This is a genomic window from Bradyrhizobium sp. 1(2017) (assembly GCF_011602485.2).
Lineage (GTDB): Bacteria > Pseudomonadota > Alphaproteobacteria > Rhizobiales > Xanthobacteraceae > Bradyrhizobium.
Map to the genome: position 1 here is coordinate 5,894,346 of NZ_CP050022.2, position 26,747 is coordinate 5,921,092.

The 26,747-nt window shown below is 62.3% G+C and carries 26 protein-coding genes; 14 read left to right on the forward strand and 12 right to left on the reverse strand.

The window, feature by feature from the left end; genetic code table 11:
* Positions 1 to 19 precede the first annotated feature (19 nt).
* The 3 genes from zigA to HAP40_RS28055 all read left to right on the forward strand — a co-directional run bounded on the left by zigA (position 20) and on the right by HAP40_RS28055 (position 1,762).
* Positions 20 to 1,225, forward strand: coding sequence for a zinc metallochaperone GTPase ZigA (zigA, locus tag HAP40_RS28045; protein WP_166814703.1), 1,206 nt, complete (start codon positions 20 to 22; stop codon positions 1,223 to 1,225).
* A gap of 14 nt (positions 1,226 to 1,239) precedes the next feature.
* The gene (locus HAP40_RS28050; RefSeq protein ID WP_166810880.1) at positions 1,240 to 1,428 is read left to right on the forward strand and encodes a hypothetical protein; all 189 of its coding nucleotides are present in this window, start codon (positions 1,240 to 1,242) and stop codon (positions 1,426 to 1,428) included.
* A gap of 130 nt (positions 1,429 to 1,558) precedes the next feature.
* Entirely contained in the window at positions 1,559 to 1,762 is a 204-nt protein-coding gene (locus HAP40_RS28055; protein ID WP_246741299.1) for a hypothetical protein, read from the forward strand.
* A 30-nt stretch (positions 1,763 to 1,792) separates the two neighbouring features.
* Here HAP40_RS28055 and HAP40_RS28060 read toward each other — a convergent pair whose 3' ends face one another.
* The 10 genes from HAP40_RS28060 to HAP40_RS28105 form a co-directional block, all read right to left on the reverse strand.
* A complete protein-coding gene (locus tag HAP40_RS28060; RefSeq protein ID WP_166814701.1) occupies positions 1,793 to 2,794 on the reverse strand; it encodes a formate dehydrogenase subunit gamma in 1,002 nt (333 codons plus the stop codon).
* Between the two features lie 40 nt (positions 2,795 to 2,834).
* On the reverse strand, positions 2,835 to 3,431 hold the full coding sequence (gene fdh3B, locus HAP40_RS28065) for a formate dehydrogenase FDH3 subunit beta (protein WP_140981445.1): 597 nt from the start codon (positions 3,429 to 3,431) through the stop codon (positions 2,835 to 2,837).
* A gap of 13 nt (positions 3,432 to 3,444) precedes the next feature.
* Positions 3,445 to 6,387 (reverse strand): formate dehydrogenase subunit alpha, encoded by a 2,943-nt coding sequence (locus HAP40_RS28070; RefSeq protein ID WP_166814700.1) that lies wholly within the window; start codon positions 6,385 to 6,387, stop codon positions 3,445 to 3,447.
* 14 nt (positions 6,388 to 6,401) lie between these two features.
* Positions 6,402 to 6,611: a twin-arginine translocation signal domain-containing protein gene (locus HAP40_RS28075; RefSeq protein ID WP_166814699.1), complete on the reverse strand. Its 210-nt coding sequence runs from the start codon at positions 6,609 to 6,611 to the stop codon at positions 6,402 to 6,404.
* A 30-nt stretch (positions 6,612 to 6,641) separates the two neighbouring features.
* Positions 6,642 to 7,418, reverse strand: a complete 777-nt coding sequence (locus HAP40_RS28080) for a molecular chaperone TorD family protein (protein WP_166814698.1) — start codon at positions 7,416 to 7,418, stop codon at positions 6,642 to 6,644.
* 135 nt (positions 7,419 to 7,553) lie between these two features.
* Positions 7,554 to 8,165: a DUF3306 domain-containing protein gene (locus HAP40_RS28085; RefSeq protein WP_166814697.1), complete on the reverse strand. Its 612-nt coding sequence runs from the start codon at positions 8,163 to 8,165 to the stop codon at positions 7,554 to 7,556.
* A complete protein-coding gene (locus HAP40_RS28090) occupies positions 8,162 to 8,677 on the reverse strand; it encodes a DUF3305 domain-containing protein (protein ID WP_166814696.1) in 516 nt (171 codons plus the stop codon). Before HAP40_RS28090 ends, HAP40_RS28085 begins: the two co-directional genes overlap by 4 nt.
* Complete coding sequence (locus tag HAP40_RS28095; protein ID WP_166814695.1) at positions 8,674 to 9,681, reverse strand: DUF6352 family protein; 1,008 nt, start codon at positions 9,679 to 9,681, stop codon at positions 8,674 to 8,676. The genes HAP40_RS28090 and HAP40_RS28095 overlap by 4 nt, the downstream gene beginning before the upstream one ends.
* Positions 9,678 to 10,217 carry a DUF6505 family protein gene (locus HAP40_RS28100; RefSeq protein ID WP_166814694.1) on the reverse strand — a complete coding sequence of 180 codons (540 nt, stop codon included), beginning with the start codon at positions 10,215 to 10,217 and terminating at the stop codon, positions 9,678 to 9,680. Before HAP40_RS28100 ends, HAP40_RS28095 begins: the two co-directional genes overlap by 4 nt.
* Complete coding sequence (locus tag HAP40_RS28105) at positions 10,214 to 10,945, reverse strand: biotin/lipoate--protein ligase family protein (protein WP_246741298.1); 732 nt, start codon at positions 10,943 to 10,945, stop codon at positions 10,214 to 10,216. Before HAP40_RS28105 ends, HAP40_RS28100 begins: the two co-directional genes overlap by 4 nt.
* A 173-nt stretch (positions 10,946 to 11,118) precedes the next feature.
* On the opposite strand from HAP40_RS28105, the gene HAP40_RS28110 reads away from it, so the two are divergent.
* Complete coding sequence (locus HAP40_RS28110) at positions 11,119 to 13,098, forward strand: 4Fe-4S binding protein (RefSeq protein WP_166814693.1); 1,980 nt, start codon at positions 11,119 to 11,121, stop codon at positions 13,096 to 13,098.
* A gap of 34 nt (positions 13,099 to 13,132) precedes the next feature.
* Positions 13,133 to 13,432, forward strand: coding sequence for a hypothetical protein (locus HAP40_RS28115; protein WP_246741297.1), 300 nt, complete (start codon positions 13,133 to 13,135; stop codon positions 13,430 to 13,432).
* A 7-nt stretch (positions 13,433 to 13,439) separates the two neighbouring features.
* Here HAP40_RS28115 and HAP40_RS28120 read toward each other — a convergent pair whose 3' ends face one another.
* Complete coding sequence (locus HAP40_RS28120; protein WP_414645411.1) at positions 13,440 to 14,654, reverse strand: c-type cytochrome; 1,215 nt, start codon at positions 14,652 to 14,654, stop codon at positions 13,440 to 13,442.
* 571 nt (positions 14,655 to 15,225) lie between these two features.
* Between HAP40_RS28120 and HAP40_RS28125 the strand changes: the two genes are divergently transcribed.
* The 6 genes from HAP40_RS28125 (at position 15,226) to HAP40_RS28150 (ending at position 21,708) form a co-directional block, all read left to right on the forward strand.
* Positions 15,226 to 15,462 carry a hypothetical protein gene (locus HAP40_RS28125; protein WP_246741296.1) on the forward strand — a complete coding sequence of 79 codons (237 nt, stop codon included), beginning with the start codon at positions 15,226 to 15,228 and terminating at the stop codon, positions 15,460 to 15,462.
* An 89-nt stretch (positions 15,463 to 15,551) separates the two neighbouring features.
* Positions 15,552 to 15,674 (forward strand): hypothetical protein, encoded by a 123-nt coding sequence (locus HAP40_RS28130; RefSeq protein ID WP_256380462.1) that lies wholly within the window; start codon positions 15,552 to 15,554, stop codon positions 15,672 to 15,674.
* Between the two features lie 382 nt (positions 15,675 to 16,056).
* Positions 16,057 to 17,286 carry a serine hydrolase domain-containing protein gene (locus HAP40_RS28135; RefSeq protein ID WP_166814691.1) on the forward strand — a complete coding sequence of 410 codons (1,230 nt, stop codon included), beginning with the start codon at positions 16,057 to 16,059 and terminating at the stop codon, positions 17,284 to 17,286.
* 167 nt (positions 17,287 to 17,453) lie between these two features.
* The gene (locus HAP40_RS28140; RefSeq protein ID WP_166814690.1) at positions 17,454 to 18,176 is read left to right on the forward strand and encodes a TetR/AcrR family transcriptional regulator; all 723 of its coding nucleotides are present in this window, start codon (positions 17,454 to 17,456) and stop codon (positions 18,174 to 18,176) included.
* Between the two features lie 951 nt (positions 18,177 to 19,127).
* Positions 19,128 to 19,880, forward strand: a complete 753-nt coding sequence (locus HAP40_RS28145; RefSeq protein ID WP_414645346.1) for a Crp/Fnr family transcriptional regulator — start codon at positions 19,128 to 19,130, stop codon at positions 19,878 to 19,880.
* A 1,474-nt stretch (positions 19,881 to 21,354) separates the two neighbouring features.
* On the forward strand, positions 21,355 to 21,708 hold the full coding sequence (locus HAP40_RS28150) for a hypothetical protein (protein WP_334270717.1): 354 nt from the start codon (positions 21,355 to 21,357) through the stop codon (positions 21,706 to 21,708).
* Between the two features lie 38 nt (positions 21,709 to 21,746).
* On the opposite strand, the gene HAP40_RS28155 is transcribed toward HAP40_RS28150, so the two are convergent.
* Positions 21,747 to 22,442 carry a LuxR C-terminal-related transcriptional regulator gene (locus tag HAP40_RS28155; RefSeq protein ID WP_166814688.1) on the reverse strand — a complete coding sequence of 232 codons (696 nt, stop codon included), beginning with the start codon at positions 22,440 to 22,442 and terminating at the stop codon, positions 21,747 to 21,749.
* Between the two features lie 979 nt (positions 22,443 to 23,421).
* On the opposite strand from HAP40_RS28155, the gene HAP40_RS28160 reads away from it, so the two are divergent.
* The 3 genes from HAP40_RS28160 to HAP40_RS28170 all read left to right on the forward strand — a co-directional run bounded on the left by HAP40_RS28160 (position 23,422) and on the right by HAP40_RS28170 (position 26,702).
* Positions 23,422 to 23,763, forward strand: coding sequence for an H-NS family nucleoid-associated regulatory protein (locus HAP40_RS28160; protein ID WP_166814687.1), 342 nt, complete (start codon positions 23,422 to 23,424; stop codon positions 23,761 to 23,763).
* A gap of 972 nt (positions 23,764 to 24,735) precedes the next feature.
* Positions 24,736 to 25,704, forward strand: coding sequence for a hypothetical protein (locus tag HAP40_RS28165; protein WP_166814686.1), 969 nt, complete (start codon positions 24,736 to 24,738; stop codon positions 25,702 to 25,704).
* Entirely contained in the window at positions 25,701 to 26,702 is a 1,002-nt protein-coding gene (locus tag HAP40_RS28170; RefSeq protein WP_166814685.1) for a methionyl-tRNA formyltransferase, read from the forward strand. The genes HAP40_RS28165 and HAP40_RS28170 overlap by 4 nt, the downstream gene beginning before the upstream one ends.
* The last annotated feature ends 45 nt before the right edge of the window (positions 26,703 to 26,747 follow it).

Here is a 26,747-nt window from a genome sequence, read left to right on the forward strand (position 1 = left end):
AAAAGGCTCTTCGATCTCCATGCACAAACTCCCCGTCACCGTCTTGTCCGGCTTCCTCGGGGCTGGAAAGACCACTTTGCTGAACCACGTCCTGAACAATCGGCACGGCCTGAAAGTCGCGGTGATCGTCAACGACATGAGCGAGGTGAACATCGATGCGGATCTGGTTCGCGATGGCGGTGCGAATCTGTCCCGGACCGATGAGAAGCTCGTCGAGATGACCAACGGCTGCATCTGCTGCACGCTGCGGGACGATCTGTTGAAGGAGGTCCGTGCGCTCTCCGAACACGGGCGCTTCGATTACCTGCTGATCGAATCGACGGGGATCTCCGAGCCGCTGCCGGTCGCGGCGACCTTCGATTTTCGCTCCGAAGACGGCACAAGCCTTTCCGACGTGGCGCGTCTCGACACCATGGTGACCGTGGTCGACGCCGTGAACCTGCTCAAGGACTATTCGTCGACGGATTTCCTGGAGCAGCGTGGCGAAGCCCTCGACAACGACAAGCGCACGCTGGTCGATCTCCTCGTCGAGCAGATCGAATTTGCCGATGTGATCGTCCTGAACAAGGTCGATGACGCCTCGCCCGAGCAGCGCGAGGCCGCACGCAAGATCATCCGCGCCCTCAATCCCGAAGCGGACTTGATCGAAGCCAATCACAGCCGGGTCGCATTCGACCGAATTCTCGACACCGGCCGATTCGACTTCGAAAAGGCGCAGGCGCATCCACTCTGGTACAAGGAGCTCTACGGCTTTGCCGATCACGTGCCGGAAACGGAAGAGTACGGCGTGAGGAACTTCGTCTACCGCGCGCGCCGGCCGTTCGACCCCGCCAAGTTCGACCAATTCATCAAGGAGCCCTGGCCCGGCGTCATTCGCGCCAAGGGGCACTTCTGGCTTGCGACCCGGCCGCAATGGCTGGGTGAAATCAGCCAGGCCGGTTCGATCATTCGCACCGAAGCCCTTGGATTCTGGTGGGCCAGCGTGCCGGCCGAACGATGGCCGGACGATCCCTTCTGGCGGAAGAAACTCCGGCAAAACTGGAGCAGCATCTATGGCGATCGCCGTCAAGAAATCGTGTTCATCGGCGCGGGCATGGACGAAAGCTCGATCCGGGCCCGCCTGGACGCGTGTCTCGTCACGGGAAAGCCTGCCATGAACGTTGCGGAATGGGCAAAGCTTGCAGACCCGTTTCCGACATGGCGACGCGCGCACGAAGCAGCCTGACGACGGGAGCCGACATGGGTGACATCATTCGACTTGTCCCGAAATCCGAGCTCGAGCGGCTTCGTCTCATTCGGGAAGCTCGCGCGATCTACGACAGCATATTCCCGCCAACTGTTATGGCCAGTGAGCAGCCATTTGGTTCAGCACGAAGCGCGCAAGGCTCATCCGATTCCATCAAGAAATCCACGCGCGAAGGCGACTGACGAAGATCCTCGCGTCGTGGTTACCGTGCTTCGGCAATCGTGGAACCGCTGGCTGTGAAGTGGCTCACATCGCGCGAGCCAATCTCGATGTATCCGTCGTGTCGGGTGGACATGGCAGACGGAGATGCGCATGAAACGCCTAACGCTCTCGCTCATTGCAGCATTGCTTGTCGCTGGTACGGCCACCAGCATGCTCAGATCGCACGTTCTGTTCCACTACGGTCGAAGCGACATGCCTTCCATCCAGGAACTGCAGACAGGTCAGGCCAGCAAGCTTCCTGAACAGGAGATGCAGGACCGCTCAGTCTTGTTTGCGAAGGAAACGGCCCAATAGAGCGGGCCGTCGCTTTCCAGGCCGTCCGTGCTACTCGGCTGCCGCGGTCGCCGGTCGAGGCCGCCCGTCGTTCGGACCCGTTCGCGCCTTCTGCTCGTCGAGCCAGAGGCTGTGGTGCTCGCGGGCCCAGTTGACGTCGACCTCGCCCGAGCCCATGGCCTCGAATGCACCTTCCATTCCGATGGTGCCGATATAGATGTGCCCGATCATCGCCGCGACGAACAGCACCGCGACGATGGAGTGAACGATCTGGGCCATTTGCATGCCTTCGATTCCCGTGCCGTAGAACGGGAACATCAGCGCATAGCCGCTCGCCGCGACGAGCGCGCCGCCGATCACGACGATCCAGTAGATCATCTTCTGACCGCCATTGAAGCGGTAGGCCGGCGGATGATCATGCCCGATGATTCCGCCGCCGCGCTTGGCCCATTCGACATCCACCTTGTTCGGGATATTGCCGCCGATCCACATCAGGAAGATCAGGACGACGCCAAGGGTGAACGGGAAGCTCAGATAGTTATGGGCGTACTTTCCCCATTGCGACCATTCCGAGAAAGCCTCGAAGCCGATCAAGGGCAGCAGCAACGGCCGACCGAACGTGATGTTGAGCCCGGAGATGGCCAGCACGATGAAGCAGGTCGCGGTCAGCCAGTGCACGAACCGCTCAAATGCGTTGAAGCGCACGATGGTTCGGCCCGACCGTCCGGCCTGGAGGCGAACCATCCCGACGGTGAGATAAAAGATCACGACGGCCGCGATCATCCCGAGGATGGCGATGCCGCCGATCCAACGCAGCGTCACATCGCGGAATTCCCGCCATTCCCGCCCCTGCGGCTGCTCGAGAACACCGGAGCGCTGATCGGGAATGCTGACGCGTCCCTGGATCCGGTTCAGCTCCTGCAGGAGCTGCTGCTCCTTGACCGAGCTTGCGGTCGGATTGACTTGCTGAGCGCTCGCAGGCGCCGCCGCCACCAGGACAAGCAGCGCCCAAGCTCCCAACGCCAGACGAATGAACCTTCCAAACGATGCCATCACGTCCTCTCCGGTATTGCGCGCCCGTCCGGTCGCCACGTCAGGACTCGATCGACTCGCGATAGGCGGTCTTCCAGCCCCATGCACCCGAGCCGTAGCCGCGCTTCGTGACGCGCTCCTTGTAGATCTGGGCAATGATCTCGCCGTCGCCGGCAAGCAACGACTTGGTCGAGCACATCTCGGCACACAGCGGCAGCTTGCCTTCGGCCAGCCGGTTCGCGCCGTATTTCTCGTATTCCTCCTTGCTGCCGTCAGCCTCCGGTCCGCCGGCGCAATAGGTGCATTTGTCCATCTTGCCGCGCGAGCCGAAATTCCCGACCTTCGGATATTGCGGCGCACCGAACGGACAGGCGTAGAAGCAATAGCCGCAACCGATGCAGAGATCCTTGGAGTGCAGCACCACGGCATCGGCGGTGGTGTAGAAGCAGTTCACCGGGCACACCGCCGCGCACGGCGCGTCGGTGCAGTGCATGCAGGCCATCGAGATCGAGCGCTCGCCCGGCTTGCCGTCATTGATGGTGACGACGCGGCGCCGGTTGATGCCCCAGGGCACCTCGTGCTCGTTCTTGCAGGCGGTGACGCAGGCGTTGCACTCGATGCAGCGATCAGCGTCGCAGAGAAATTTCATCCGAGCCATATGCGTGCTCCTCTCAGGCTGCGACGATCTGACAAAGCGTGACCTTCGGCTCCTGCATGCCCGTCGCGGGATCGTAGCCGTAACTCGTAATCGTGTTGGCGCTCTCGCCCAGCACGATCGGGTCGGTGCCGGCGGGATAGTTCTTTCGCAAATCGGCGCCACCGAGCCAGCCGCCGAAATGGAACGGCATCCAGGCGACGCCCTTGCCGACGCGTTCGGTCACGAGCGCCTTCATCCTGGCCCGCGCGTTGTTCTCGGCGCCGCTCACCCAGACCCAGCCGCCGTCCTTGATGCCGCGATCGGCGGCATCGGCCGGACTGATCTCGATGAACATGTCCTGCTGCAACTCCGCGAGCCACGGGTTGGTGCGCGTCTCTTCGCCGCCGCCCTCGTACTCCACCAGCCGGCCGGAGGAGAGGATGAGCGGGAACTGCTTTGCGATCCCCTTCTCGACCGCCGCCTTCTGAACGGAGAAGCCGATATTGGGCAGTCGGAACTGCTTGGCGTCGGGCAGTGTCGGATATTTTTCCACCAGGTCGACGCGCGGCGTGTAGATCGGTTCGCGGTGCACCGGGATCGGATCCGGCAGACCGAATGCATTCATGCGCGCCTTGCCGTTGCCGAACGGCACGCAGCCGTGCTTCAGCGCGACGCGCTGGATGCCGCCCGAGAGGTCGGTCGCCCAGGACACCGCATCGGGATTGGCCGGATTGACCCGCTGGATGGTTGCCATTTCAGCTTCGGTGAGATCCGTGTCCCAACCGAGCTTCTTCAGGCTCGCCAGCGTGAATTCGGGGTAGCCGTCCTCGATTTCCGAGCCCTTGGAGAAGGACTTGTCGGCAAGCAGGCTCACTTTCCGCGTCGTCCCGTCCGGCAGCTTTTCCTCGCGCTCGATGCCGAACCGCGGCCGGAACGCGCCGCCGCCGTCCATCACATGCAGATTGTTGTTGTAGAGCAGCGCCGATCCCGGATGCTTGACCTCAGGCGAGCCCCAGCACGGCCACGGCAGGCCGTAATAGTCGCCGCCGACTTCCGGGTCGTCCTTGGGCGCGCGCATCGTCACCAGATCGAACTTGTTCTGGTTCTTCATGTGCGCCTTGATGCGCTCCGGCGACTGGCCGCAATAGCCGGTCGACCAGCTTCCGCGGTTGATCTCGCGCAGCACGTCTTCAGCGACGGGAAGATTGTTCTCGACCTTGATGTTCTTGAACATCTTGTCGGCGAAGCCGAACTTCTTCGCCATCAGATAGATGACCTCGAGATCGTCCTTGGACTCGAAGATCGGCTTGACGATCTGTTCACCCCACTGCATCGAGCGATTGGAGGCGACGCGCGACCCCACGCACTCGAACTGCGTTGCCACGGGCAGGATGTAGACGCCGTCCTTGCGTCCCGCCTCCACGGCCAAAGAAGCCCAGGTCGTCGGATGCGGATCTGCGATCACCAGCAGGTCCAGCGCCTTCAGACCCTTCATCGACTCCGGAATGCGGGTGATGCTGTTGCTGGCATGGCCTTGCACGAAGACAGCCTTGACGTTGTCCTTCTGTGCGACATCGGCCTTCGGCAGCAGCGCGGCATCGAACCAGCGTGTCAGCGGGATGCCTGGCGTCTCCATCTGCTTCTTCTCGTCGAAGCGGGATACGAGATAGTCGTATTCGACTTCCCAGACCCGCGACCAGTGCTTCCAGGCGCCTTCCGCAAGGCCGTAGTAGAACGGCAGCGTCACGATATCGAGGCCGACGTCGGTTGCGCCCTGGACGTTGTCGTGGCCGCGCAGGATGTTGGCGCCGGCGCCGGCCTTGCCGATATTGCCGGTCATCAGCAGGGCGATGCAGCTCGCCCGCACATTGGCGGTGCCGACCGTGTGCTGGGTCTGGCCCATGCACCAGATGATGGTCGCGGGCTTGACCGTCGCAAACATCTTGGCGACGCGCTCGAGCTGGGCTGCGGGCACGCCGGTGACGCGTTCGACCTCCTGCGGATTCCACTTCTCGACTTCCTTGCGCAGATCGTCGAAACCGTAAACGCGCTGGGCGATGAATTCCTTGTCTTCCCAGCCATTCTTCAGGATGTGCCACATCATGCCGTAAAGCACGGGAATGTCGGTGCCGGGACGGATCCGGACATAGTCGGTGGCATGCGCCGCAGTGCGGGTCAGGCGCGGATCGAAGACGATGAAGTTCGCCTTGTTGAGCTCCTTGCCTTCGAGCAAATGTTGCATGCTGACGGGATGCGCTTCCGCTGCGTTGCTGCCGATGAACAGCATCGTCTTGGAGTTGCGCATATCGTTGATGCTGTTCGTCATCGCGCCATAACCCCAGGTGTTGGCGACGCCGGTAACGGTGGTGGAGTGGCAGATGCGAGCCTGATGGTCGGTGTTGTTGGTGCCCCAGAACGCGCCGAGCTTGCGGAACAGGTAGGAGCCCTCGTTGGTCATCTTGGCCGAGCCGAGCCAGTAGACGGAATCGCTGCCCGACTTCTCGCGCACCTGGAGCAGCTTGTCGCCGATCTCGTTCACCGCCGTGTCCCACGACACGCGCGTCCATTGCCCGTTCACGAGCTTCATCGGATAGCGCAAACGGCGATCGCTGTGCACGAGCTCGCGCACCGAAGCGCCCTTGGCGCAATGGGAGCCACGATTGATCGGGGAATCCCAGCTCGGCTCCTGCCCGATCCAGACTCCATTGAGCACTTCCGCCGTGACGGTGCAGCCCACCGCGCAGTGCGTGCAGACGCTCTTCTTGACAACGGCGCCGGCGGCAAGCGGGCCGGCCGCGGCCGCTTCAGCCTTGCGCACGCTGCCGACCGGCATGGCCCCCAGCGCAGCGAGAGCGCCGCCGGCGAGGCCCGACCTGCGCAGGAACGTACGGCGATCAAGTCCCCCGCCCTGGCCCGCAAGGGACTCGGCAACGGAACCTCGGCGATCGGAACGCTGATGTGTTCGCTTGATAAGCACGGGCAGCCTCCCTCTCAGGCCGGATAACGATTGACGCGGTAGAACGTCTTTACGTGATCGGATTCCTTGTAGCGCGCCTTGCGCTTCTCATCGTTGTTTTCGCTGTCCGCATGCGCCGACCCGACCAACGGCGTCGCAAGCGTCGCGCCGGCGCCGACCGTGCCGATGCCGACCCGGCGAAGGAAGTCGCGGCGTCCGACCTTTGCTTTCGTCTCGTCACTCATCGCATTTCTCCCAGGACCGACGCGCGTCGATCAATTGGCGAATGTGAATGCTTCCGTCTCGATCTCGATGAAGGTGCGTCCGAGTGCCCCGACCGCGCGATAGAATCGCGCGTTGCCGGCGCTCTCCATGTCTGCGAACAGCCGCCCCATCCACGGCGACAGGTGCTTGTCGAAGAAGGCGCGCTCAGCCTCGGGCGAGGCATCCAGGCAGCCATCGGCAAGGCCCGACATGATCTCGCACAGGATCGCGGCGTGATCCTCGGGCTCGGAATTGTTGGCAATCCGCTCGATGCCGAGCTTCGTCAGGTCGGCGCGCAGGCGCGACAGCGGTCGTTCGTTGAGAAATCCGGTGAGATAGTAGGACGCGTAGGGAAGCAACTCGCCGCGACCGAGACCTACGAACAGATCGAAATATTCCCGCTCGACCTGACTTGGGACCGCCCCCGCGGCGGCGTCGGCGAGCACGGCATGCGCGCGTCCGAGCGGTGTTGCATCACCGGTCAATGCCGCAAGCTTCTCGAGCAATCGCTTCGACGGCGGTGCGGACAGCAACGTCGCCAGCAGCGCATATTCCTGCCCGCGCCCTGCATCGACGGGATCGATGGGCTCTGCGGGCGCGGCCCGTTCGTAGAGATCGGGTCGCAGGTCGTTGCGAGGAATTCCGGTGGCGGTTTCGACGGCAATCACCCGCTGCGCGGGTACGCGTGTCCACGTCGAGACGGAAGGCTGACTGATGCCAATTTTGCGCGCGAGCTGAGCAATGCCGCCTGCGGCATCGATCGCGCGCTCAAGCCCGTCATCACGCACGTGGACCTCCCATCCAAGAGTCCCGTCTGCTGATTATTGCTTTTCTAACAAAGCACTAAGGAGAAGGTAATCCCGGTTCCGCGAACCGTCAATCGCCCGCCCATAGCCCCGGCCTATAGTCTTTGGTCGTGCTGCTTAGCGCGGCAGTGCACCACCGTGCGTACGCGGCCTGGCGGGCTCGGCAAGTTCCGCAGATCTATCCGCCATCGTCGGTTGCGCTGCAGCAGGGATCGGCGGCTGTTCCGCCTCGACCGGCGGCTCGACGACATCGGATACGGCTGGCGCATCGGCCCGATGCAATTGCGCCGAAGAATCCGCTGTTTCAATCGACGCTTCGGGGAGAGATTGGGCCACCTCGCGCACCCCACCGACGATGCGCTCGACGAGTGCGGCCAGTTCCTCGGAGGAACAATCCAATGGCCCAAAACCCGGCATCGCGGTCGGATCGTTGAAGTCCCACGCATTCTCCGCAAGCCCGACGAAGTCGCGAATGGCGGGATCGGCCGCCCAAGCGCGGCGAAGAGCCGCACGACCCAGCTCCTGCGGAATCCCCTTGCGCAGGAACGCGGTGATGTCGGTCGCAGCATTGATCTCATCGATCGACGGCAGGCTCGAGAGATCGATCTCGCTCTCGTTGTCCTTGACCTCGGCAGGAGGCGCAGGCGGCGCCACAGCAGGCTTCGCCGGCTCCGCTCGCGCCTCGCGCTTGCGGCGGGACCAACGGGCAAGGAACTCCTCCTCACTCATTCGTGTCCGCCCTCGTGCTCGCGTCGCGCCAGCGCCTCCGGGTCGGCGCGGCGCCGCTTGCGTTTGACGAATTCCCGCTCGACATGGTGCTCGGCCACGAAGCTTTCAATTGCCTCGCGCAGCATCTCCGGCATCGGCACGGCTTCGACGAGATTGTCGGCGGCTTCGGTAAAGCCCTCGCCCTCCGCGGGATCGGCGGTCACCGCGGCGACCGCATAGGGCCAGGCGCCTTCCGAAGGCGAGAGCACGGTCCATATGCTCGGATTGCCGGAGGCGAGATTGTCACGATAGCGCGCCGTCTCGGACGGATAGAGATCCACGGTCGCACGTCCGGCGTAGAACAGGGTCGAGCCGTCCTGCTCGCGAAGCACGGTCCAGGGGCGCGTGTCCGGCTCGTCCGGCAGGACGGCGATGGCACGCCAGACGAAATCGACCCAGGGCGAGTCGGCCTTGCCCCGCTCGACCACGACACCCACGGCGATCGACAGTAAAGGCCGCGCTGCCGGGCTCATGTCGCCATCTCCGGGCCTTTCACCGGCAGCCCCGTCAGCAGATTCTGCGGCTTCAACCGGAGCTTCTGGTCCGCCGTCATCGACAGGATCAAGTAGACCGGCTCGCCCCTGACATCGTCAAGCGTGCGGCTAGGGGCGGCAAAGGTCAGGCGGAACAGTGCGAGTACCCGGTCGGCGCTGCGCTGATCGAGTTCCTCGCCATGCCAGAGGCGGTCGCCGAGCCTGGTGGCATCGGCATCGAGCCCGACATACCAGGTGAGCTGTTCGTCCTGCAGCGCGCGCAGCGGCTCGATCGCGACGTCGATGCCAAGCAGATGGGAGATCCAGCGCGTCATCGCCTGCGCCAGCGCAGCCGATCCGCGTCCTCCGGCGGTGAGGTCGAGGGCCATGTCGAACTGGTCGCTGCGCTGCCAATAGGCCCCGGCATTCTCTTCGCTCAACACGTCCACCACCGCATCGGTGGTGGCCCCCAGCATCGACATCAGGGACAGCACCGGGGTCGGGCTCCGGCCGCCGACAATCTCCTCGTCGCCGAGCAGCACGGCCTGTTCATGCGGCAGGACCCGCTGGATCCGGAAGAACAGCTCGGCCGCGCGCAGCACGAACGGATCGTCGCAGCCGTCGAGGGCGTTGCGCAGGATGACGTGCACGAGCTGGTTGGCGAATAGCGGCGGCAGATCGCTCGCGCCGGATCGCACCGAGGCGAGGTAAGCAGCTTCGAGCGTCGGATGCCGCAACAATAGATCGCGAAAAGCCAGCACCAACTGCCAGTTCTCGCGGGCGTCGGGATCGGCAAGCGCTGCAATCTCGTCCACGCCGACCGCCTGACGTGGATCGGCGAGCAGTTCGCGATGCAACCGGCGTTCGACCGGGCACGCATCCTCCGGCGGCATCAACTCGGGACGGGCAAAATAGGCCTTGAGGAATTCGTCGGTGACGCGGAGTCCACCGCCCTCGTCCCGATCGAGCAGATGATGGCCGCACGCGATCCAGAAATCGTTCATCTGACGGCTGGCCCCCGGCCGAGATCCGCAAGCCTGAGATTGCCGTCAGGCTCGACGTCATCCTCCATTTCCATGAACGAGAACGCCTTGCCGTGCCCCTGGCCTTCACGGAGTTGCAGCCGGCGGAAGGACTCGCGGACCTCGCCGTCGCTCACCGCACGGTGCACCGCAACAAGCGAGCTGATCGGATGGCTGCAAAGCGACTGCGAGAACGCCACCTCCTCTTCGGCGGCCGCGGTCGCGGTCGCCACGTCCGGCGCACCGAAACGATCGACGAGTTGCCGGGCCAGGAGATCGACCAGGCTGCGGTAATCTTCCTCGGTCGCCGGAACGATCTGCGCCAGCGTCGACCAACCCCAGGATTGCACCCCGAGGAAACCGCCGCGAAACGCCGCGCGCGCCTTGCCCTCGAGCGCCGCAGCATCGCAATCCCAGAAGCGGAAGGCACCGGAGACGGCCCATTCGCCCGGCTCCGCGGCCACGTCGAACACGAATGTGTCGGAAGGATCGAGCGCGATGGTACGCAGGAGCTTCACAGCCGCGGCCCCCCGAGTGCCGGATCGAGCCAGGATGGGGTCGCTAGCGCCTGCACGAGGTCACCGCGCGCGATCGCGTCCGCCCCAATGCGGCGCGTGAGGAGATCGCCGCGATCATCGATGCGCTGGACGATCTGCCGTTCGCGCGGCATGCGGGAGAGATATTCGCGCGCAACGCCGTCAAAGCCGTCCGCCCGCCACCCGTCGAAGGCCAGCATCAGGTGCCGCGCAAAGCTTTCGGTGATTTGCGCCGCGCCAGTCTCGCCAAAGCCCTCCTGGTCGAGCGCCGAGGCGAGCGGGTGTACACCCGGCTCCTCGTCATTCATGGCCACCGTCCGGATCATCGCGCCGAACACCAGCCAGTGCGGCGCCTCCTCCTCATGGGCCGCAAGGGGCCATCCCATGCGCCCGCCGCCAATCAAGCCTCCGTCGATCCTGACGGCATCCGGCCAGGTGATCGTGATGGGCTTGCTCGGCGGCGCGTAGGCGCGCAGGGCATCGGTGAGCGCGACCATACCGGCGTAGAATGCGCGCCGCGCGCTCCGCAGCGGCTCGGCCGGCTCGAGCACCACCGCGAACTCCGCGAGGTCAAAGCGGCCGACATAGACGAGCGTGCCGGCGCCACTCTCCGGTGCAATGCGGCATGCATGGGCAAAAGCGTCACCACTCTCGCGTAGCCGCACCAATGTGAACGGCGGCGGCAGGTGGATCGGTTCCGCCAGGGACAATTGGCTGATGGGGGTCGACGGCAGGCCGTCCTCCGCTTTCCTTTTCTTCCCGATGGATAATGTCTATACGAGGCGAAGGGCCGGCGCGAGTCCGTCGTCGTCGTCCGAATGGCGGAGGGTTCAACCTGGAGCAGCCATCGAAGACCGTCCTGATCTGCTCGTGCGAAGACACGATGCGTCCCGACGTGGCCGCGATCAAGCGCGGATGTTCCAACAGCGAGATCAGGAGTTTCCGTCATCTCTGCGGTGCCGAGCTCGATCACTTTCGCAAGATCGCCGCGACAGACGGCGCTCTGACGGTCGCCTGCACGCAACAGGCGGCGCAATTCGCGGACGAGGCCGGCGAACGGCCCGATCCGATCAGCTTCGTCAACATTCGCGAAACCGCGGGATGGTCGAGCGACGGCGCCCGGGCCGGCGCCAAAATGGCTGCCCTGCTGGCATCCGCCTCCATCCCGGCGCCGGACTATCCACTCGTCACCTTGTCGAGCGAGGGTGTGGTCCTGATCTATGGACGCGATGAGGCCGCGATCGAGGCCGGCCGCCTGCTTGCCGATCACCTCGACGTCACGGTGATGCTGAAGCAACTCGACGAGTTGATGCCACCGACAGCAACGGTCTTCCCGATCGTGAAGGGCACGATCCGCTCCGCCAAGGGACATTTCGGCGCCTTCGAGCTTGCGATCGACGACTATGCGCGTCCCCGCCCCTCCTCGCGCGATCGCTTCGTGCTGGACGCGCCGCGAAGCGGGGTCACCTCGCGCTGTGACATCGTGATCGATCTGTCCGGCGGGATGCCGCTATTTCCCGCTCACGAGCTGCGCGACGGCTACCTTCGCGCGGATCCGAACGATCCCACAGCGGTGTTGCGCGCCGTGCTGAGCGCGCGCGACCTCGTCGGCAGCTTCGACAAGCCGAAATATGTCGACTTCACGCCCAGTCTTTGCGCCCATTCGCGCTCGAAGCGCACGGGATGCCATCGCTGCCTCGACCTCTGTCCGACCGGGGCGATCACGCCCGCCGGCGATCATGTCGCAATCGATCCGAACATCTGCGCGGGCTGCGGCCAATGCGCCGCTGCCTGCCCGACCGGCGCTGCCTCGTATGCGCTGCCGCCCGCCGATACGCAGCTCCACCAAATCCGTGCCATGCTGCTCACCTACCACGAGGCCGGCGGCACCAATGCCGTGCTGCTCTTTCATGACAGCCCGCACGGCACGCCGTTGATCGATGCCCTGGCACGCCATGGCGACGGCCTGCCGGCGAACGTGCTTCCCTTTGCCGTCAACGAGCTCACGCAGCTCGGACTCGAGGCGATCGTCGGCGCCTTCGCCTATGGCGTATCGGCCGTGCGTTTCCTGCTGCGGGCAAAGCCGCGCCACGATGTGACCGGGCTGTTGCAGACGATCGGCATGGCCGAGGCGATCCTCGGAGGTCTCGGATTTGCCGGCCGCCGCCTCGCCACCATCGAGACGGACGATCCCGATGCGCTGAGCGAGCATCTGGCAGGGATCGGCGCGCTCGCAGGCATCGCAACGCCCGCGACCTTCAAGACCGTCGGCAAGCGGCGCGACCTCTTGCGATTCGGGCTGAGCGAGCTGCACCGCCTGGCGCCGCAGCAGGTCGACGTGATCGCGCTGCCGCCGGGAGCGCCGATCGGCGCGATCACCGTCGATACCGGCGGCTGCACGTTGTGCCTGTCCTGCGTCTCGGCCTGCCCGACCGGCGCGCTGCGCGATGATCCCGAACGCCCTGTTCTGAAGTTCGTCGAGGACGCCTGCGTGCAATGTGGCCTGTGCCAGAGCACCTGTCCGGAAAAAGTCATCAGTCTCAAGCCGCAGATCGATTTCCGCGCGGCCCGCGCTTCCGCCGTGATCATCAAGGAAGAGGAGCCTGCGCTGTGCGTCCGCTGCGGCACGGCCTTCGGCGTCAAGAGCACGATCGACCGCATCGCCGCCAAACTCGAGGGCCGGCACTGGATGTATCCGGCCGGCGACAAGCGGATCGCGGCACTCAGGATGTGCGCAGACTGCCGCGTCATCCTCATGAGCGAACAGCAATTCGATCCGTTCAAGGGCGTCCCGGAACGAACGCCACCGCGCACCACGGACGATTATTTGCGCCAGCGCGAGGGCAAGGACAACAACGGATAATTTCGCAGGGTCGGAAAACCAAGGACGCATCACCATGTCTCGTTTGATCGCGGCTCTGTCGACATGCCTGATCTCGGTCGCTCTCGCCGGCGGATCGGCCGAGGCCGCCGCCCCTCCCCTGACCAAGGCGCAGAAGACCGCCGTGAAGCAGGCGATCGTCGCCTGCAAGGCCGAAGCCAAGGGCAAGAAAGTCGCGTGGCTGACGCGCCGGAAATACGTCAACCGCTGCGTCGCGGACACGCTCAAGGAGCATCCCACCATCGACGTCATTCAGATCCTCAAGGAGCATCCGGAGATGAGGGATCTTCCAATGGACAATTGGGACTCGATCTGAGAGACGGCTATCGCGACGTCGCGCGGCCAAGGAAGTCGGTCAATGCGCGGCGGTCCTCGGCCGAACCGATGCGCTGCTCCGGCATCTTCGTGCCGGGCGTGTAGCTGTTCGGCCCGACTTCGAACAACTTTGCGACCGTCTCCGGCGTCCAGACGATGTCCATCGTCTTCAATGCCTCGGAGAATCGGTAGCCCGGGAGCGATGCAATCTTGCGGCCGTACAGTCCGGCAAGCGTCGGGCCCGCACGCTGCACCTCCTTGTCCGACAGCGTGTGACAGGCAACGCACGCGCGAAACACCTCTGCACCGTGGTCGCCGGCATAGACCGCCAGCGGATCAGCCGATTTCCCGGATAGAGGAGAGCTGATCGGCTCGCCCGTACGCGTATTCCAGCGCCGGATCTTGCCGTCCGAGCCACCGGTGATCAGAGTCTCGCGATCTGGAAGGAAAGCCACCGACCACACCGGCAGCCCGGGCCCGATCAACGTACGCAGCAGGCTGCGCGACTTGCGGTCGATGATCGCAACAGTGCCGCCAATGCCGGCCGCGGCAATCAACGAGCCGTCCGCCGAGATGGTCAAGGCCACCACCGGTGTCGCGCCGGCCGCAATCTGGCCGCTGATCTTGCCGTCCCTAGTCAGCATCCGCAGCATGCCATCGACCGCGCCTGTGACGATTTCACCATCCGGGGCCACGGCCACGGCGTTGAGCGGTGCCGGCAAGGTGACGATTTCAGGCTGGCCGTCCGGTAAACGCCAGATGCGCGATGTGAGATCATAGCCGACGCTGACCAGCGACTTGCCGTCCGGTGTGAACGCGACGCCGTTGACGTTCTGCGAATGCCCTTCCAGCACGCGCGAGGCACCGTCCGACAGCGACCACAGCCGCACCGTCCGATCCCATGAAGCCGATGCCAGAAGTGCACCGTCGGGAGAGACTGCGAGCGCGACGATTGGGCCGACGTGTCCCTCGAACACCCGCTCCGGCTGCTGCCGGCCGGCCATCCACACCGCAATCCGCGCATCGGCACCGGCGGTGACCATGCGGCCGTCCTTCAGAAAGGCGACCGCATTGACGGCATCGGCATGGTACCGCAGCACTTGCCCCGCCGTGTCCGTCTCCAGCGACCAGCGAATGGCCGCCGTATCGAAGCTGCCGGACAAGAGGCCGCTCCCATCGGGAGAAATAGCAAGCGCCCTGATGGGGCCGCCATGTCCCACCATGTCAGCGTGCACCGATGATATTGATATTGCGACAATGGCCCACAGGGCTGCGGCGACACCCGCACAGAAAGGTAACCTCATTGCCCCTCACCGGCCCTGGTCACGTTCACACCCTCGAGATTGCCAGAACAGCCGGCCGAGATGAATATCCGATCTATTTGGATTTGGCGGGGGCTGTCGTGACCTTGGATGATCCCTCAGGCGCGGCCTGCATTCCCGGCGGACTCTGACCCTGGGGACTTTCGGCGGGCGCACCGCCCGAACCGGTGTTGATTGGGCCCGTCCAGCCTTGCGGCTGTGGTTGGCCCTTCTCCTCGGGAGGGGTTTGCGCCGCAGGCGAGTTGGTTTGCGCGGGCTGGGCGGAGGCGCTCTCGAAGAGGCCAAGTGTTGCAAAGCACAAAATGCTCATCAGCAATTTCACGTCAGATCCTCCGGTGCACCTACCAAACGAGTTGTCGCCGCTTGCGTTCCGGCAGGTGCGCCGCGACAGACTGACCACGCACACCCGCTTGAACGCAGAAGGACCGGGCACTACGCTCCGGCTGGTCTGGCGAACGTCAGGGATGACGGTATGCAGGGGCGAACGCGGCCATTTCTGCAGATGCTGGCGCGACTGCGCGCCTTTCGCGCGCTCGACGGATCGATAGATCCCGATTCCCGAGGCGCCTCGCCTTTCCTGATTCTCGTTGCCGTCGTGCTTGCACTTGTTTTGGCGATCCTGGAAATCGACCTGAATCACGCCGCCCTTCAGTCTCTTGGTCTGATGGGTGATGCATTTTCCGCCGACCCGATCTTCAAGAGCCCGTAGGACCGCTTGTGCCGTGATGCGATCAACGAGTTTGCTCGCGGCGAGCCGTGTCGTATATACAGCTTGATGTTTCGTCGAGGAGGCTGCGGATGAAGGCGTTTCTTCTTGGCTGCGTCGCGGCCCTGGTGATCGCGATTGCGGGAATGATGCTCCTGAATCGGGTCCAGGAGCCCGTCGCCCAAGCGTTTGCTACGACCGGGGTGCGTCTCTGAGGCGCTTGATTGCGACAGAATTCCTTTGATGCTGCCGGCAGCACAAAGAGAAGGAGGCACCGCCTTCCGCCGCAGCAAGTCGTTTGCCGTTGTGTCCCCGCACGATCTCATGGCTGATGCAAAGCCCAAGTTGCGTGCCTCGCAGACCCGCTTGGCCGCAAAGGTGGCCCGAAGTTGCAGTTGATGTGATCCTTGCCGACTCCATGGCCATTGTCTGAGATTCCGGAACAGGATTCGTTATTTAACACTCGCCTGTTTTGCTGGGACGGATCACCGCGTCATGCAGACTACGCCATCACGCCCGGGGACAGACATCGTGGAAGACGGATCGCAGCGCATCATATCCCGACGGGGCCTGCTGGCGGGCATGGCTGCAAGTTCGATGGCGGGCGTGATGACGCAGCATGCAGCAGCCGGTGAGGCCGACGCCGGCCCCCTCTACTTGCCGTCGGGACCGTCGGCCGACCTCCATGGCGAGGCGGCAGGATACCCCATCGCCGACCCGAGCCTGTCGGTTCAGCCAGGAAATCCGTTCGAGCCAAAATATCGCGTCGGCGCGTTCACACATCTCGACGAGATCTTCAAGACGCGCACGGTCAAGCGCGCGGCTGCCCCGTGGTCCTTCCGGCGCGCCCCCACCGACGTGAACTACTGGCACTTCGGCGACCGTTCATCGGTGCGAGCCTATCTGGCGCGCAACCCCGTCACCGGCCTGATCATCGCGAAAGACGATTGCATCCTGTTCGAGGGTTACCAGTATGGGCGAACGGACAAGAACCGCTTCGTCTCCCAGTCCATGGCGAAGTCCATCACCGGCTTGCTGATCGGCATCGCGGTCAGCGAAGGCAAGATCAGAAGCGTCGACGATACCGCTGAGACCTATGTGCCCGGTTTTGCCGGTACCGAGTACGGCAAGACGCGGCTCCGCGATCTCCTGCACATGTCCTCGGGTGTCGAGTTCGGCGAGGAGGAGGACAACAGCCGCGATCTCAACCGGCTGTGGCGCACCATGGTGCAGGGCTACAGCCTGTTTACCCGCGGGACGATCAAGAGCATCATCCAATTCAACAAGCGGATCGCTCCGGCTGGGACGCGATTCTTCTATGCGAGCATCGAGCCGGACGTCCTGGGCGTCGTGCTGCGCTACGCCACGGGCAAGACGGCCTCGGCCTACCTGGAGGAGAAGGTCTGGTCACAGATCGGCAGCGAATCCGACGCCAGTTGGATGGTCGACAAGGAGGGGTATGAAATCGCTCACGGCTTCTTCAGCGCCAATTTGCGCGACTACGCCCGTCTCGGCCGCCTGCTCGCCCATGACGGCTCCTGGAATGGAAACCAGGTGGTGAACAAGCAATGGCTGATCGACGCCACAACGGTGCGCCCCTCCGACGGGTATCTGTCGCCGGGGAAAGCCGGTCCCAACCTGGGCTACGGCTATCTGCTGTGGCTGCTTCCCGGTACGCGCCGCCAGTTCGCGCTGATCGGCTCTTATGGGCAAATTATCTGTGTCGACCCATCATCGAAGCTCGTCATGGTGCAGACGAGCGTCGAGCGGTCCAACGAAGTCTGGCCATTCTGGGCCACCTTGATGCAACAGTTCGCTCACGGTTGATCGGTAATTACGTTCTCACGATGCCGTAAAAGGCGGCCAATGCCGCCTTGAGCGACGAGCGATCTGAGGCTCGGACTTCACGACATTTTAGAGGTCGATCGTTTGCCGTCAGCGATACGCCTTTGATCGCCTAACCGCGGCCGCGTGCAGAGCCGAACGGGCCTGCGGTGATCGAGGAGGATAGTTGCACTTCCGCCCGGATAGGGTTGCTGGAGCAATTTGCCCAGTTTATAGAAGCCCTTATGCGCAAACTTGACCCGATCAAGCACGAAAAGAAGCGTCAAGAAATCCTGGCCGCCGCCAAGCGTTGCTTCCTCCGAAGCGGCCTGAGCGGCGCCTCGACAGCTCAGATTTGCGCCGAAGCCGGGATCAGCCCTGGTCACCTCTATCATTATTTCGAAAGCAAGGACGCGATCATCGCCGCGATGGCTGACGCCCGGCTTGAGGGAGTTTCAGAGCGATTCAAGCAGGACGTCCATGGCGGTCGTTCGGTCATATCCGCGCTGCTCTCGGAGATCGAGCAGCATCCCGCAAATCCGGCCCAGTCTGCGCTTTTCTTCGAGATGCTCGCGGAGAGCAGACGCAATCCCGAAATGGCGAAAATATTGCACGGCCGCAGTCGGAGAATGCGCAACCTTATCGCCGAAGTGGTCCGCCACGGACAGGCGCAGGCTGAGATCCAGTCCGAATTGGACCCCGAGACTGCGGCTATGGCTATTCTCGGTCTTATGGATGCGACAAAGGCGGTATCGTTGCACGATCCGAAACAGGATACCAAGAAGGTCACAGCTCTATTCAAGCTGTTGATCGACCGTCTCCTCTCTTCGGACAACCAGACAGCAAAGCTCTCGCGGGCGCGGAAATCTGTGCAACGATCACGCTCCGCCTGATCTCATGCTTCATTGATCTGAACAGCATGCGTGCTCGTAGCTGAGACGGTCGGTTTGACCGCGCATTGGAAGCAGCACGGCTGGACATCGATCTGGCCGAGCTTTCCGGCCGTTGCGCAGGAGATGTGCCAGCAACAACTGCCGCTCGCGGCGATCTCTCGCGCATGATCCGCCAACTGCCGGGGCGCGCGCCCAATCAGCGCGCAGATGGAGCATCAGAGCCTTCGCAACGATCGCGGACGCCATGGCTCAGTCCCGCTTGGCGCAAGCTGCCGAGCACCTCGGTGCCATTGCGCATAATTAGAGCGTCTCGTCCATCGAAAGCAGCGCCACGTTGCGACCATATTTATCATAGACTAAACGATCTATATAACTCACGATCTGGATGGAAGAAGATGCTGACCTCGAATTCTGACGCGGGTCGGGAACGCTTCTCCCGAAGCGCGGGCCTGCTTCGTAACAGCATCGCTTCGACCTGGCGCTGAAAAGAAGAGAGACGCCTGCCGCCACTCCGGGTCCCTTCAAGGGGCCCCTCACTGCATTTGAACTGCGATTAACGCCTGTCGCGGGAGAAGTACGAAGCTCGCAGGCGGGAATGCCCAATCGAGCACTCGGCGCTAACGCGTCCAACGAGTCTGCGTAAGTGCTTAATCTCGCTACGGTGGGCGCACCGCACAGGCCTGGTTGGCGACGAGGTCGACGCGATCACTTGTGATGCCCGCGGAGGCCAAGGTGGGTGCCGATGGAGCCAGGGCAGGCTCTCTGCAGCGAGGATTTTCGAACCTGCAAATGCACGCCATTCATCATTGGAACCATATCCGTGGTGGCCGTTTGGCTCGCAGTTGCGCTATTACTTTGCAGAACAGCTCGACAAACCGGCACGAGGTCTAGCGCCGGGTATCCGTCAGGGCCAATCCCATGATGGACCACGGGACCAGAGTTGGAAATCGGTTGTTAGCAGCGTTGCCGCCAGCGGATTTCGCTTTGCTTGCACCTCATCTACGGAAAGTCGTTCTCGGGCGTGATGCCGTACTGGTCCGATCGGGCGATCGGATCGAAAACGTTATCTTTCCCTGTGGTGGCGCGATCGCCTTCATCGTGGACTTGCCCAACGGGCAAACAGTTGCCACGGGGGTCGTCGGCCATGAGGGTGCCATCGGCCTGACCTCGGCGCTAGGCGCATCCCGCTCACCCGTGACAGCAGTCGTCCGCGTCCCAGGGACAGTGCTGCAGATCCCGGCGGCGCAATTTTTGATGGCTCTACGTCGCAGCCCCGCGATCACGTCCATGGTGCAAATTTTCACGCGGTCGCTGTTGACGCAATTTCAACACGTTGCGGCGTGCAATGCCCTCCACTCCGTCGAAGCCCGGATGGCACGCTGGCTGCTTCACATTCACGACCGGACGGATGGCAGCAATCTCCTCCCTTTGACGCAGGAGACCATGTCGGAGTTGCTGGGCGTCCGCCGCACCACCGTCACGCACGTCGTGAGCGCGTTGCGGGCGTCAAGAGGATTGAAATCGAACCGGCGGGGTCAGCTCGAAATTGACCGGCCGCGGCTCGAAGCCGTGGCGTGCGAGTGCTACAGGGTGATGAGCCGCAGGATCGAGCGGATCGTCTCTCAGGGTGCCGCCGAGATTCACGCCACGACGGCGCGAGACGCTTGCCAGCCACCGGGCCGACTATCCGGGGCAGGCTCGTAGACCCAGGCCTCTCTCGCGAACCACTCGTGTGTCGTCGCGCAGATCCGGCAATAAGTGCGTGAAAAGAAAACCGCGCTACACCGGAACCTCTCGCGAGAGGTCTCGATACCGGTTGAAATGGCGCTGCCCGTTTCCGGGCATTTGATCATCACTATACCCATCTTGATTTCCTGCAATCCGTTGCCGGCCCGGTAGGCCAGCCGATCCGCGCGGCCGGTGCCTCGATTCAGACGGTCTTATGCGACGGTCCTGTTCAATACCCGGTTGAAGCCGGACGTGATGGGCTCGGTCGTGTCGATCGCAACCTCTCGCATGTGCGGCCTGCTCGACAAAACCACGGAAGAGTTCCTGGAAATTTGAAAGCGGTGAATCGAGCTTGGCTTTGCTCCATGCGTAATCTCATTCACTGCATCGGCATGCGTTCCGACTTTCACATTGGCATCATTCACGAGCTTTCATCCCTTCAAGCGAAACTAGATAACGGATTGAAGACCCCAACAACTCCGGCATGTGCTGCGCCGGAAGCCCAGTGCCCCTGCTCTTGGCGTGGGGCGGATGAACCGCTCGCCCCCGCACCGGTGCAAACTATGATCGATTAAAGTCGAGCCATCCGTTCGGTTTCGGACACTCGTTGTGATAATTCGATGGAGCGCGGCCGAGAGGCGCAGGCCTGAAATATAAAACTGCCAGTTTGCCGCGACCGTTCGCTTGCCCGCTGAGCTCACTCGCTTTGCGGACATAGCCCGGCTTACACAGGTCGCGCCGACGGTTCTCTTCCCGATCGACTCGGTCTCTGAGATTCTCGGCACGCGTCTTTACGGGCCCGGCTGCACTAGTGCTCAGATCCGGTTACGCTCGAAATTCGGGTGGCTGGTCGCTCACAATCGGGATTGCGCCTCCGCGCAGCGTCGTCTTCATCTGCGCAATCAACGCCTCCAATTGCGGACGGATTTCCAGAGTTCCCGCCGGTCGCGAAAGGACCCTGACCGCCAGAACTCCCTCCACCGGATTCGCCGCTGGACTTCCCGCCGATACTCGATGACGCGCTGCGGCTACTGCCAGATGATCCACCACCTACAGATCCCCCGCCACCGGAGCCCCCTGGCGCTGCCCCGGACGAACGATCGTTGTCGAAGAATGACTGGCTCCTGTCGTCGCCACGCGTCGCGCTGCGCAGGCCGCCTGAACGTGCAATGGCTGTTGATGTCAGTGAGGTGGACAGGAGCAGGGTCATGACAGGGGGCGTAACAGCCGCAAATCTTCCGCAAGTTTTCAAAAATGCCCTCCGGTCGTCATCTTTATCGCCGTCCCGGGTCACGATACGTCCTCCATCAATTTAATAACCATTTAAAAGCTATTATAAATTAAATAAAGGCTCAACAACTATTTCAGCGACGGCCTGGCGTTCGCTACGAAGGTCCGGCCCACTTGAGTCCCCCCGTGCCGGATCAGGGCGCTGCGCCAAAAATTTAGCTTGCGCTTCCGATTTAATATTATTTATTTAGACATTCGCCTCGTCGAACCTAATCGCAACCGGCAGATCGTTGCCATGCCACTGCAATTTCGCCGACCCGCTGCCCAGGGTATCGAGATCTGGAGCGCAAGCAGCGATGGCTTCTCGTTCGTGATCAGTTTCGGGAACCCCACCGGTCCCGGCTTTCATGGACGCTCTGGCTACTTGGCGAGCTGGCGACCGCTTTTCGAGAACATTGGAGCCATCAAGATCAGCGGCTCGCCGTTCCGAACGCTGGCCGAGGCCGAAGGGGCCTGCCGCAACATGCTTGAATATCTAAGCGCGATAGACGACGCCGAAAGCACAAAACAATGACCCATGCATGCCAAGGAGCTAGCTTCTTGGCGCCCACGTCATTTTGCGCTGGCGGGATATCGCTGTAGCAGGCCGGGAGCGTCGATTTCACGAGCCTCCAGATGCTCGCTCCGTGAAATCGCCAGCGCCGCGAGAACAGTCCGGTTGCTGATATCCAGCTTCTGGAAGATGTGATGCAGGTGCACTTTGATCGTGCCGTCGGTGATTTTCAGGCAACGCCCGATTTCCTTGTTCGATAATCCCTCAGATACAAGCCGCATGATCTGCCGCTCGCGGCCGGTTAGCTGCGTCAGTGACTTCTCTTCACCGGCCTGAGGATCCTCGCCGACGTCTCCGGGACTCGCCGAACGTGACGCCAGCCGCTGGTTCTGGGCTACCTTCCGTAGGGTGGCGACCAAGGTCTCCAGCTTGGCATCTTTGGTGAGAACGAGGCAGGAGCCGTCCACGGCCAAGCTTTGCAACTCGCGACGGCCGGCCGCATCTGCGAAGAGAATTACTTGGGTACCTTGGCCCGCAGCGCTTGCAGGAGCAAGAAGGTCCGGCAGTCTGATATCAGACATTGCAGCATCAATCAGCGCAATATCCGGCACAAGAAGCCGTATGGACTGGGTGCAGCTTGCTGCATCTCCGCAAGAGGCCACAATCGCGAGATCACTCTGCATCGAAAGCAGGCTGCTGATCCCCTGCAAGACGATTGGGTGTCGATCCGCGATGACTATTCTGGTGCGGCGCATATTTCCTCTGCCCGAGATCAAAACCCGCACGCCGGCGGTTTATTCCAGCAATGTCCTGACGCGTGACGCACATTAACCATACAGTCGGCGCGCAACGTCAAAGCTTGGCACCTGTCGCAGCGCACAGGGGGCCGCGGCACCGTAACTTGCTTTGAAAATGCCTGCAGCACCGTATGAATGCGGGCTCCGCCCGCCAAGCCCAGCCATGAATTCCTGTAAAGTCAGGTCCATTGGACAATTTTAAATAGATATGTCAAACAAACTCTCGCAACGATGTAGTTGCGTCGACATTGCCTCAGCGTCCACTGCAGATTATTACCAAGGATATATAGTTACATTCGCGATTCAAACCTAACATTCAGCGAAGTTTCGCCGAAAGTGAGGCAGGCCAACAGGAAGGCAAGAAACATTTACCGATCCGTCGAGACCAGGGGGGCTCATCGGATACACAAATAGCTGCAATCTTTTGATTTTGCCGTTGCGGCAGGAGGCTCAAATGAGGAGCGCGAATTTTCTCAATTGTCTGATTTCGAGGGAGGTAGCCGGATAGACGCTTTTCAAACGAGACAGGCTTTCAGTTCCGATTATAGGACCGTTGAACGCTAATCGGCAAAGTGGGTCGGCATCTTCGTCAGCCGGGCAAACTTCGCCAAGCGGTCATTTTCGCCAAGCGGTCATTAAGTGATCTTCAGTAGCGAGTAGGTGGTCACATGTATTCTGCGGCTATTCTGCGTCAAACCCATCAAAATTTGATTATTCAATTCAACGAATTACAAAATTTGCGTAGTCGCGTCTTGAAGGCCGAGCAGCGTATGTTTGGCGGAAGGCGAGCCAATCGGCGCATCACCCCTAGGAGACGCCCTCCCGGCCGGACCGTCGTCCCCAGTCGGTAGCGCTAACAGGCTTGCCCGACGGGGCTTCGACCTGATATTCCCCCTGCTCCTGCTTTGAGGCTGGAAGTAGTTGGGGACAGCTTCCAATGGACAATGACAACTGGACGTCCGCCAGTACGGCGGAGCTTTGGCGGCTGTATGACGAAGTGACTGCGGTTCTTGGCCGCAGAATGACCGCGGAAAAGGTCAAGCTCGAAGAGCGGCTTCGCAGGCTGGAGGGGACTGCCGATGGCCGCGGGGAACATGCACGCCGCCCCTACCCTCCGGTGCTGCCAAAGTACCGGAATCCCAAGAATCCATCCGAAACTTGGTCTGGCCGTGGCAAACAGCCCCGATGGCTGAAAGCGCAACTTCGCTCCGGCAAGAAGCTGAATGATCTCCTGATCGACCGCCGCCCATCCGGACAAAAGCGCCGCCGAACCGCCTGAGCCTCCGACCGTCGTTAGGGCGGCGGTGTCAGGAAGTTGTCGCTGGCGTCACTTCAACGGGTACGAGGGCTGCCATCGTCGCCAACCCTGCCCTTGCCGTTGCTGCACTGCACAATCGCCAGAACTGCGATAGCGGTTGAGGTCCGAGAGGCGGAAGCAGCGGAGCCACCGCTGACGGCGGCGAATTTCCCACAGTTCTTCAAGACCTCCCGACAACTCGTTCTCGGTATCAAGTGAGCCATTGATAGCCTCCCGCTGGTCCAGCCCAGCGGCAAAATAGCGGCGCCCGATATCGCGCATTCAAAATGGTAGGAACAGCTGGCCACAACACCGCTCGCGACACGCGCCTCGTGGATTATTTATTTTGACATTTGAATTTTAGGATTTAATAGTCCTATTAAATATGACGGAGGGCCTGGGTGAGCGTAGACAACCGAAGGCCGCGGAATTGCATTTCGATTACTAGATTCACTTATTGAGAGGCCTCTTTTCTCGAAACGGCGCCTTGCGCCGAGTACGCAAGCACGAGGCCTTCGTTCTTTTTTTCGTCGATAATGTCTTTCCAGCAGAGTTATTGGACATGCTCGCGGGCCGAATGCACTGCCCTCCAAGAGTCCCTCTGACGACCACGAATAGCGATCGCGTGGTGAAGCAGAAGGTATCGGAGGGTTTGGGGGCTGCCCTCCAGCAGCTGTTGAGCTCGGGGGACCGGGCGCGCTTCCGAGAATGCGCATCGGCAGGACCATCAGAGCGCTCATACGCGATCCGTTCTACGACACGCTCCGGGCGACGCGCGATTGGTATCCAGAGCGCCCCGGTCAAAAACACCACGAAGCCGGCTTCCTCCACGGGCAACAGCGGGGCAGATCAATGACTGTGACTGGAACAACGGTCGCGCAATTGCGATCTGGCGATGCGGACCCGAGAGCTTATCACAGACCGGGCTTCTCGCCTGTTCGACTGCGAACGCTGATGAAGCTCGCCGTCGCGGAGACGGGACTGGACATGTCGGGAATGACTGTGCTGACCGAAGCCGCAACTGGCGCTTATGCCGTGACCCCAATCCTCGCAGCGATGGCCGGAGCCAAGTGCGTCTACGCGTTCACGAAGCCCGGCCGCCATGGGACCGTGCTCGATGCCAAGCGTGAGACCATGGAACTCGCGACCCTTCTGGGCGTCGCTGACCGTATCGAGATCTTGGAAAGCATCAGCCCTGAGATCCTCCGCAGCGTCGACATCATAACCAACAGTGGCCACCTTCGTCCTCTTACGGCTGAACTGATCGACCAGCTTCGCGACGACGCCGTGATTGCCTTGATGTTCGAGGCTTGGGAATTTCGCCCTGAGGACCTCGATATCGAAGCGTGCGCACGGCGCGGAATCCCAGTGGTCGGAGTCAACGAGCGGCATCCCGCTGTCGACGTCTTCTCATTCCTCGGCCCGCTCGCCGTGAAGCAATTGCACGACTGTGGTCTGGCGGTCCTTGGCAACAAGATAGGCCTGCTCTGCGATAACGACTTCCTTGCTCCCCTGCACACCGGGCTGACAAGCCTTGGGGCGAAGGTCGAGACGTTCAACAGTGTTGCCGCTGTTCACCCCGATGCGTGGGACGCCTTCGTCGTCGCCTTGCAGCCAGCGACCACATCGCGCGTCGGCCAGGCAGAGGCTACACATTTGGCAGCCTGCGCGCGCGCCGGCGCCGTAGTGGTCCAGTTCTGGGGCGACATCGATCGAACGGCGCTGGCGCGAAATGGCTTCGCTGTCTGGCCAGCGAGTCCCGTAAAGCCAGGCCACATGGGCATTCTGCTGTCGGAGATTGGCCCCGAACCGATCGTACGATTGCAGACTGGCGGCTTGCGTGCGGCCGAATGGATTCGGCGCGGCGGCGCCGTCACTCGGGATGGCTTCGCCCAGCTCGTACCGTGGCCGGCGGCGACATGACGGAACTGCTGCAGCCCGATGTCGTGCTCCTCGCGGACGGACCGACAGGCTTCGCGGCGCTTCGCTCCTTGGCCGCGAAGTGCCGCGTGGTCCAGATCTTCCGAAAACCGGACCAACCCGAGGCCCGTGCGTTCAGCACATTTGCAGAAGCACGCGGCATCCCGGTTACAGAGATGCAGGAGTTGAACCAGCTTCAGAAAGTGATCGCAGACCTGCGCCCGGCGGCAGTTGTGATCTCCTCGTTCGACCGGATCATTCCGCCGCGCATTCTTGCATTGTGTCGCTTCGTCAACGTGCACTATTCCCTTCTGCCGCGTTATCGCGGCCGCGCCAACGTTAATTGGGCAGTCATCAACGGCGAGACCACCGCCGGCATCAGCATTCACCTTGTCATCCCGGAGCTTGACGGCGGAAATCTGCTGTTTCAGAAGGCGATCTCGATCGGTGCGAACGAGACGGTCACCTCGCTCTACGATCGCCTCAACGCGATCCAGGAAGATGAGCTCGGCGGGGTCGTCGTTCGAGCGATCAACGGCTATCAGGGCACGGCTCAAGATGCCGATCACGCCTCCTATGGCTGCACCCGTGTTCCTGATGATGGAGAGATAGACTGGCAGCAGTCGACCGACACTATCGATCGGCTGATCCGCGGCTTGACGCCGCCATTTCCTGGTGCCTTCACCCACCTTGCCGGGCAGCGGCTCATCATCGCTCACGCCTCCCCGCAGCTTGATGCTCGCTGCTATGTCGGCCGCGTGCCAGGCCGGATCGTAGGGCGATCACCTTCCGAAGGCTGGGTCGATGTGCTGACTGGCGACGGCGTCCTGCGTATATTCAGCGTCCTCCTTCCCAACGCCGAGCAACCGAGTGCTGCCGCTTCCGTCATCGGATCGACACGGGCTACCCTGGGGCTGTCGCACCTCGATCTTCTCCGCCGGATTGTCGCGCTTGAGGATCGGATCGCTTCGCTCGAGCGGCTGAATCGCGCTCACGAGTAAGCGCAACCGGTCTCGCCAAGGCAGCCTCGGGCTCCAGCGCTCGTG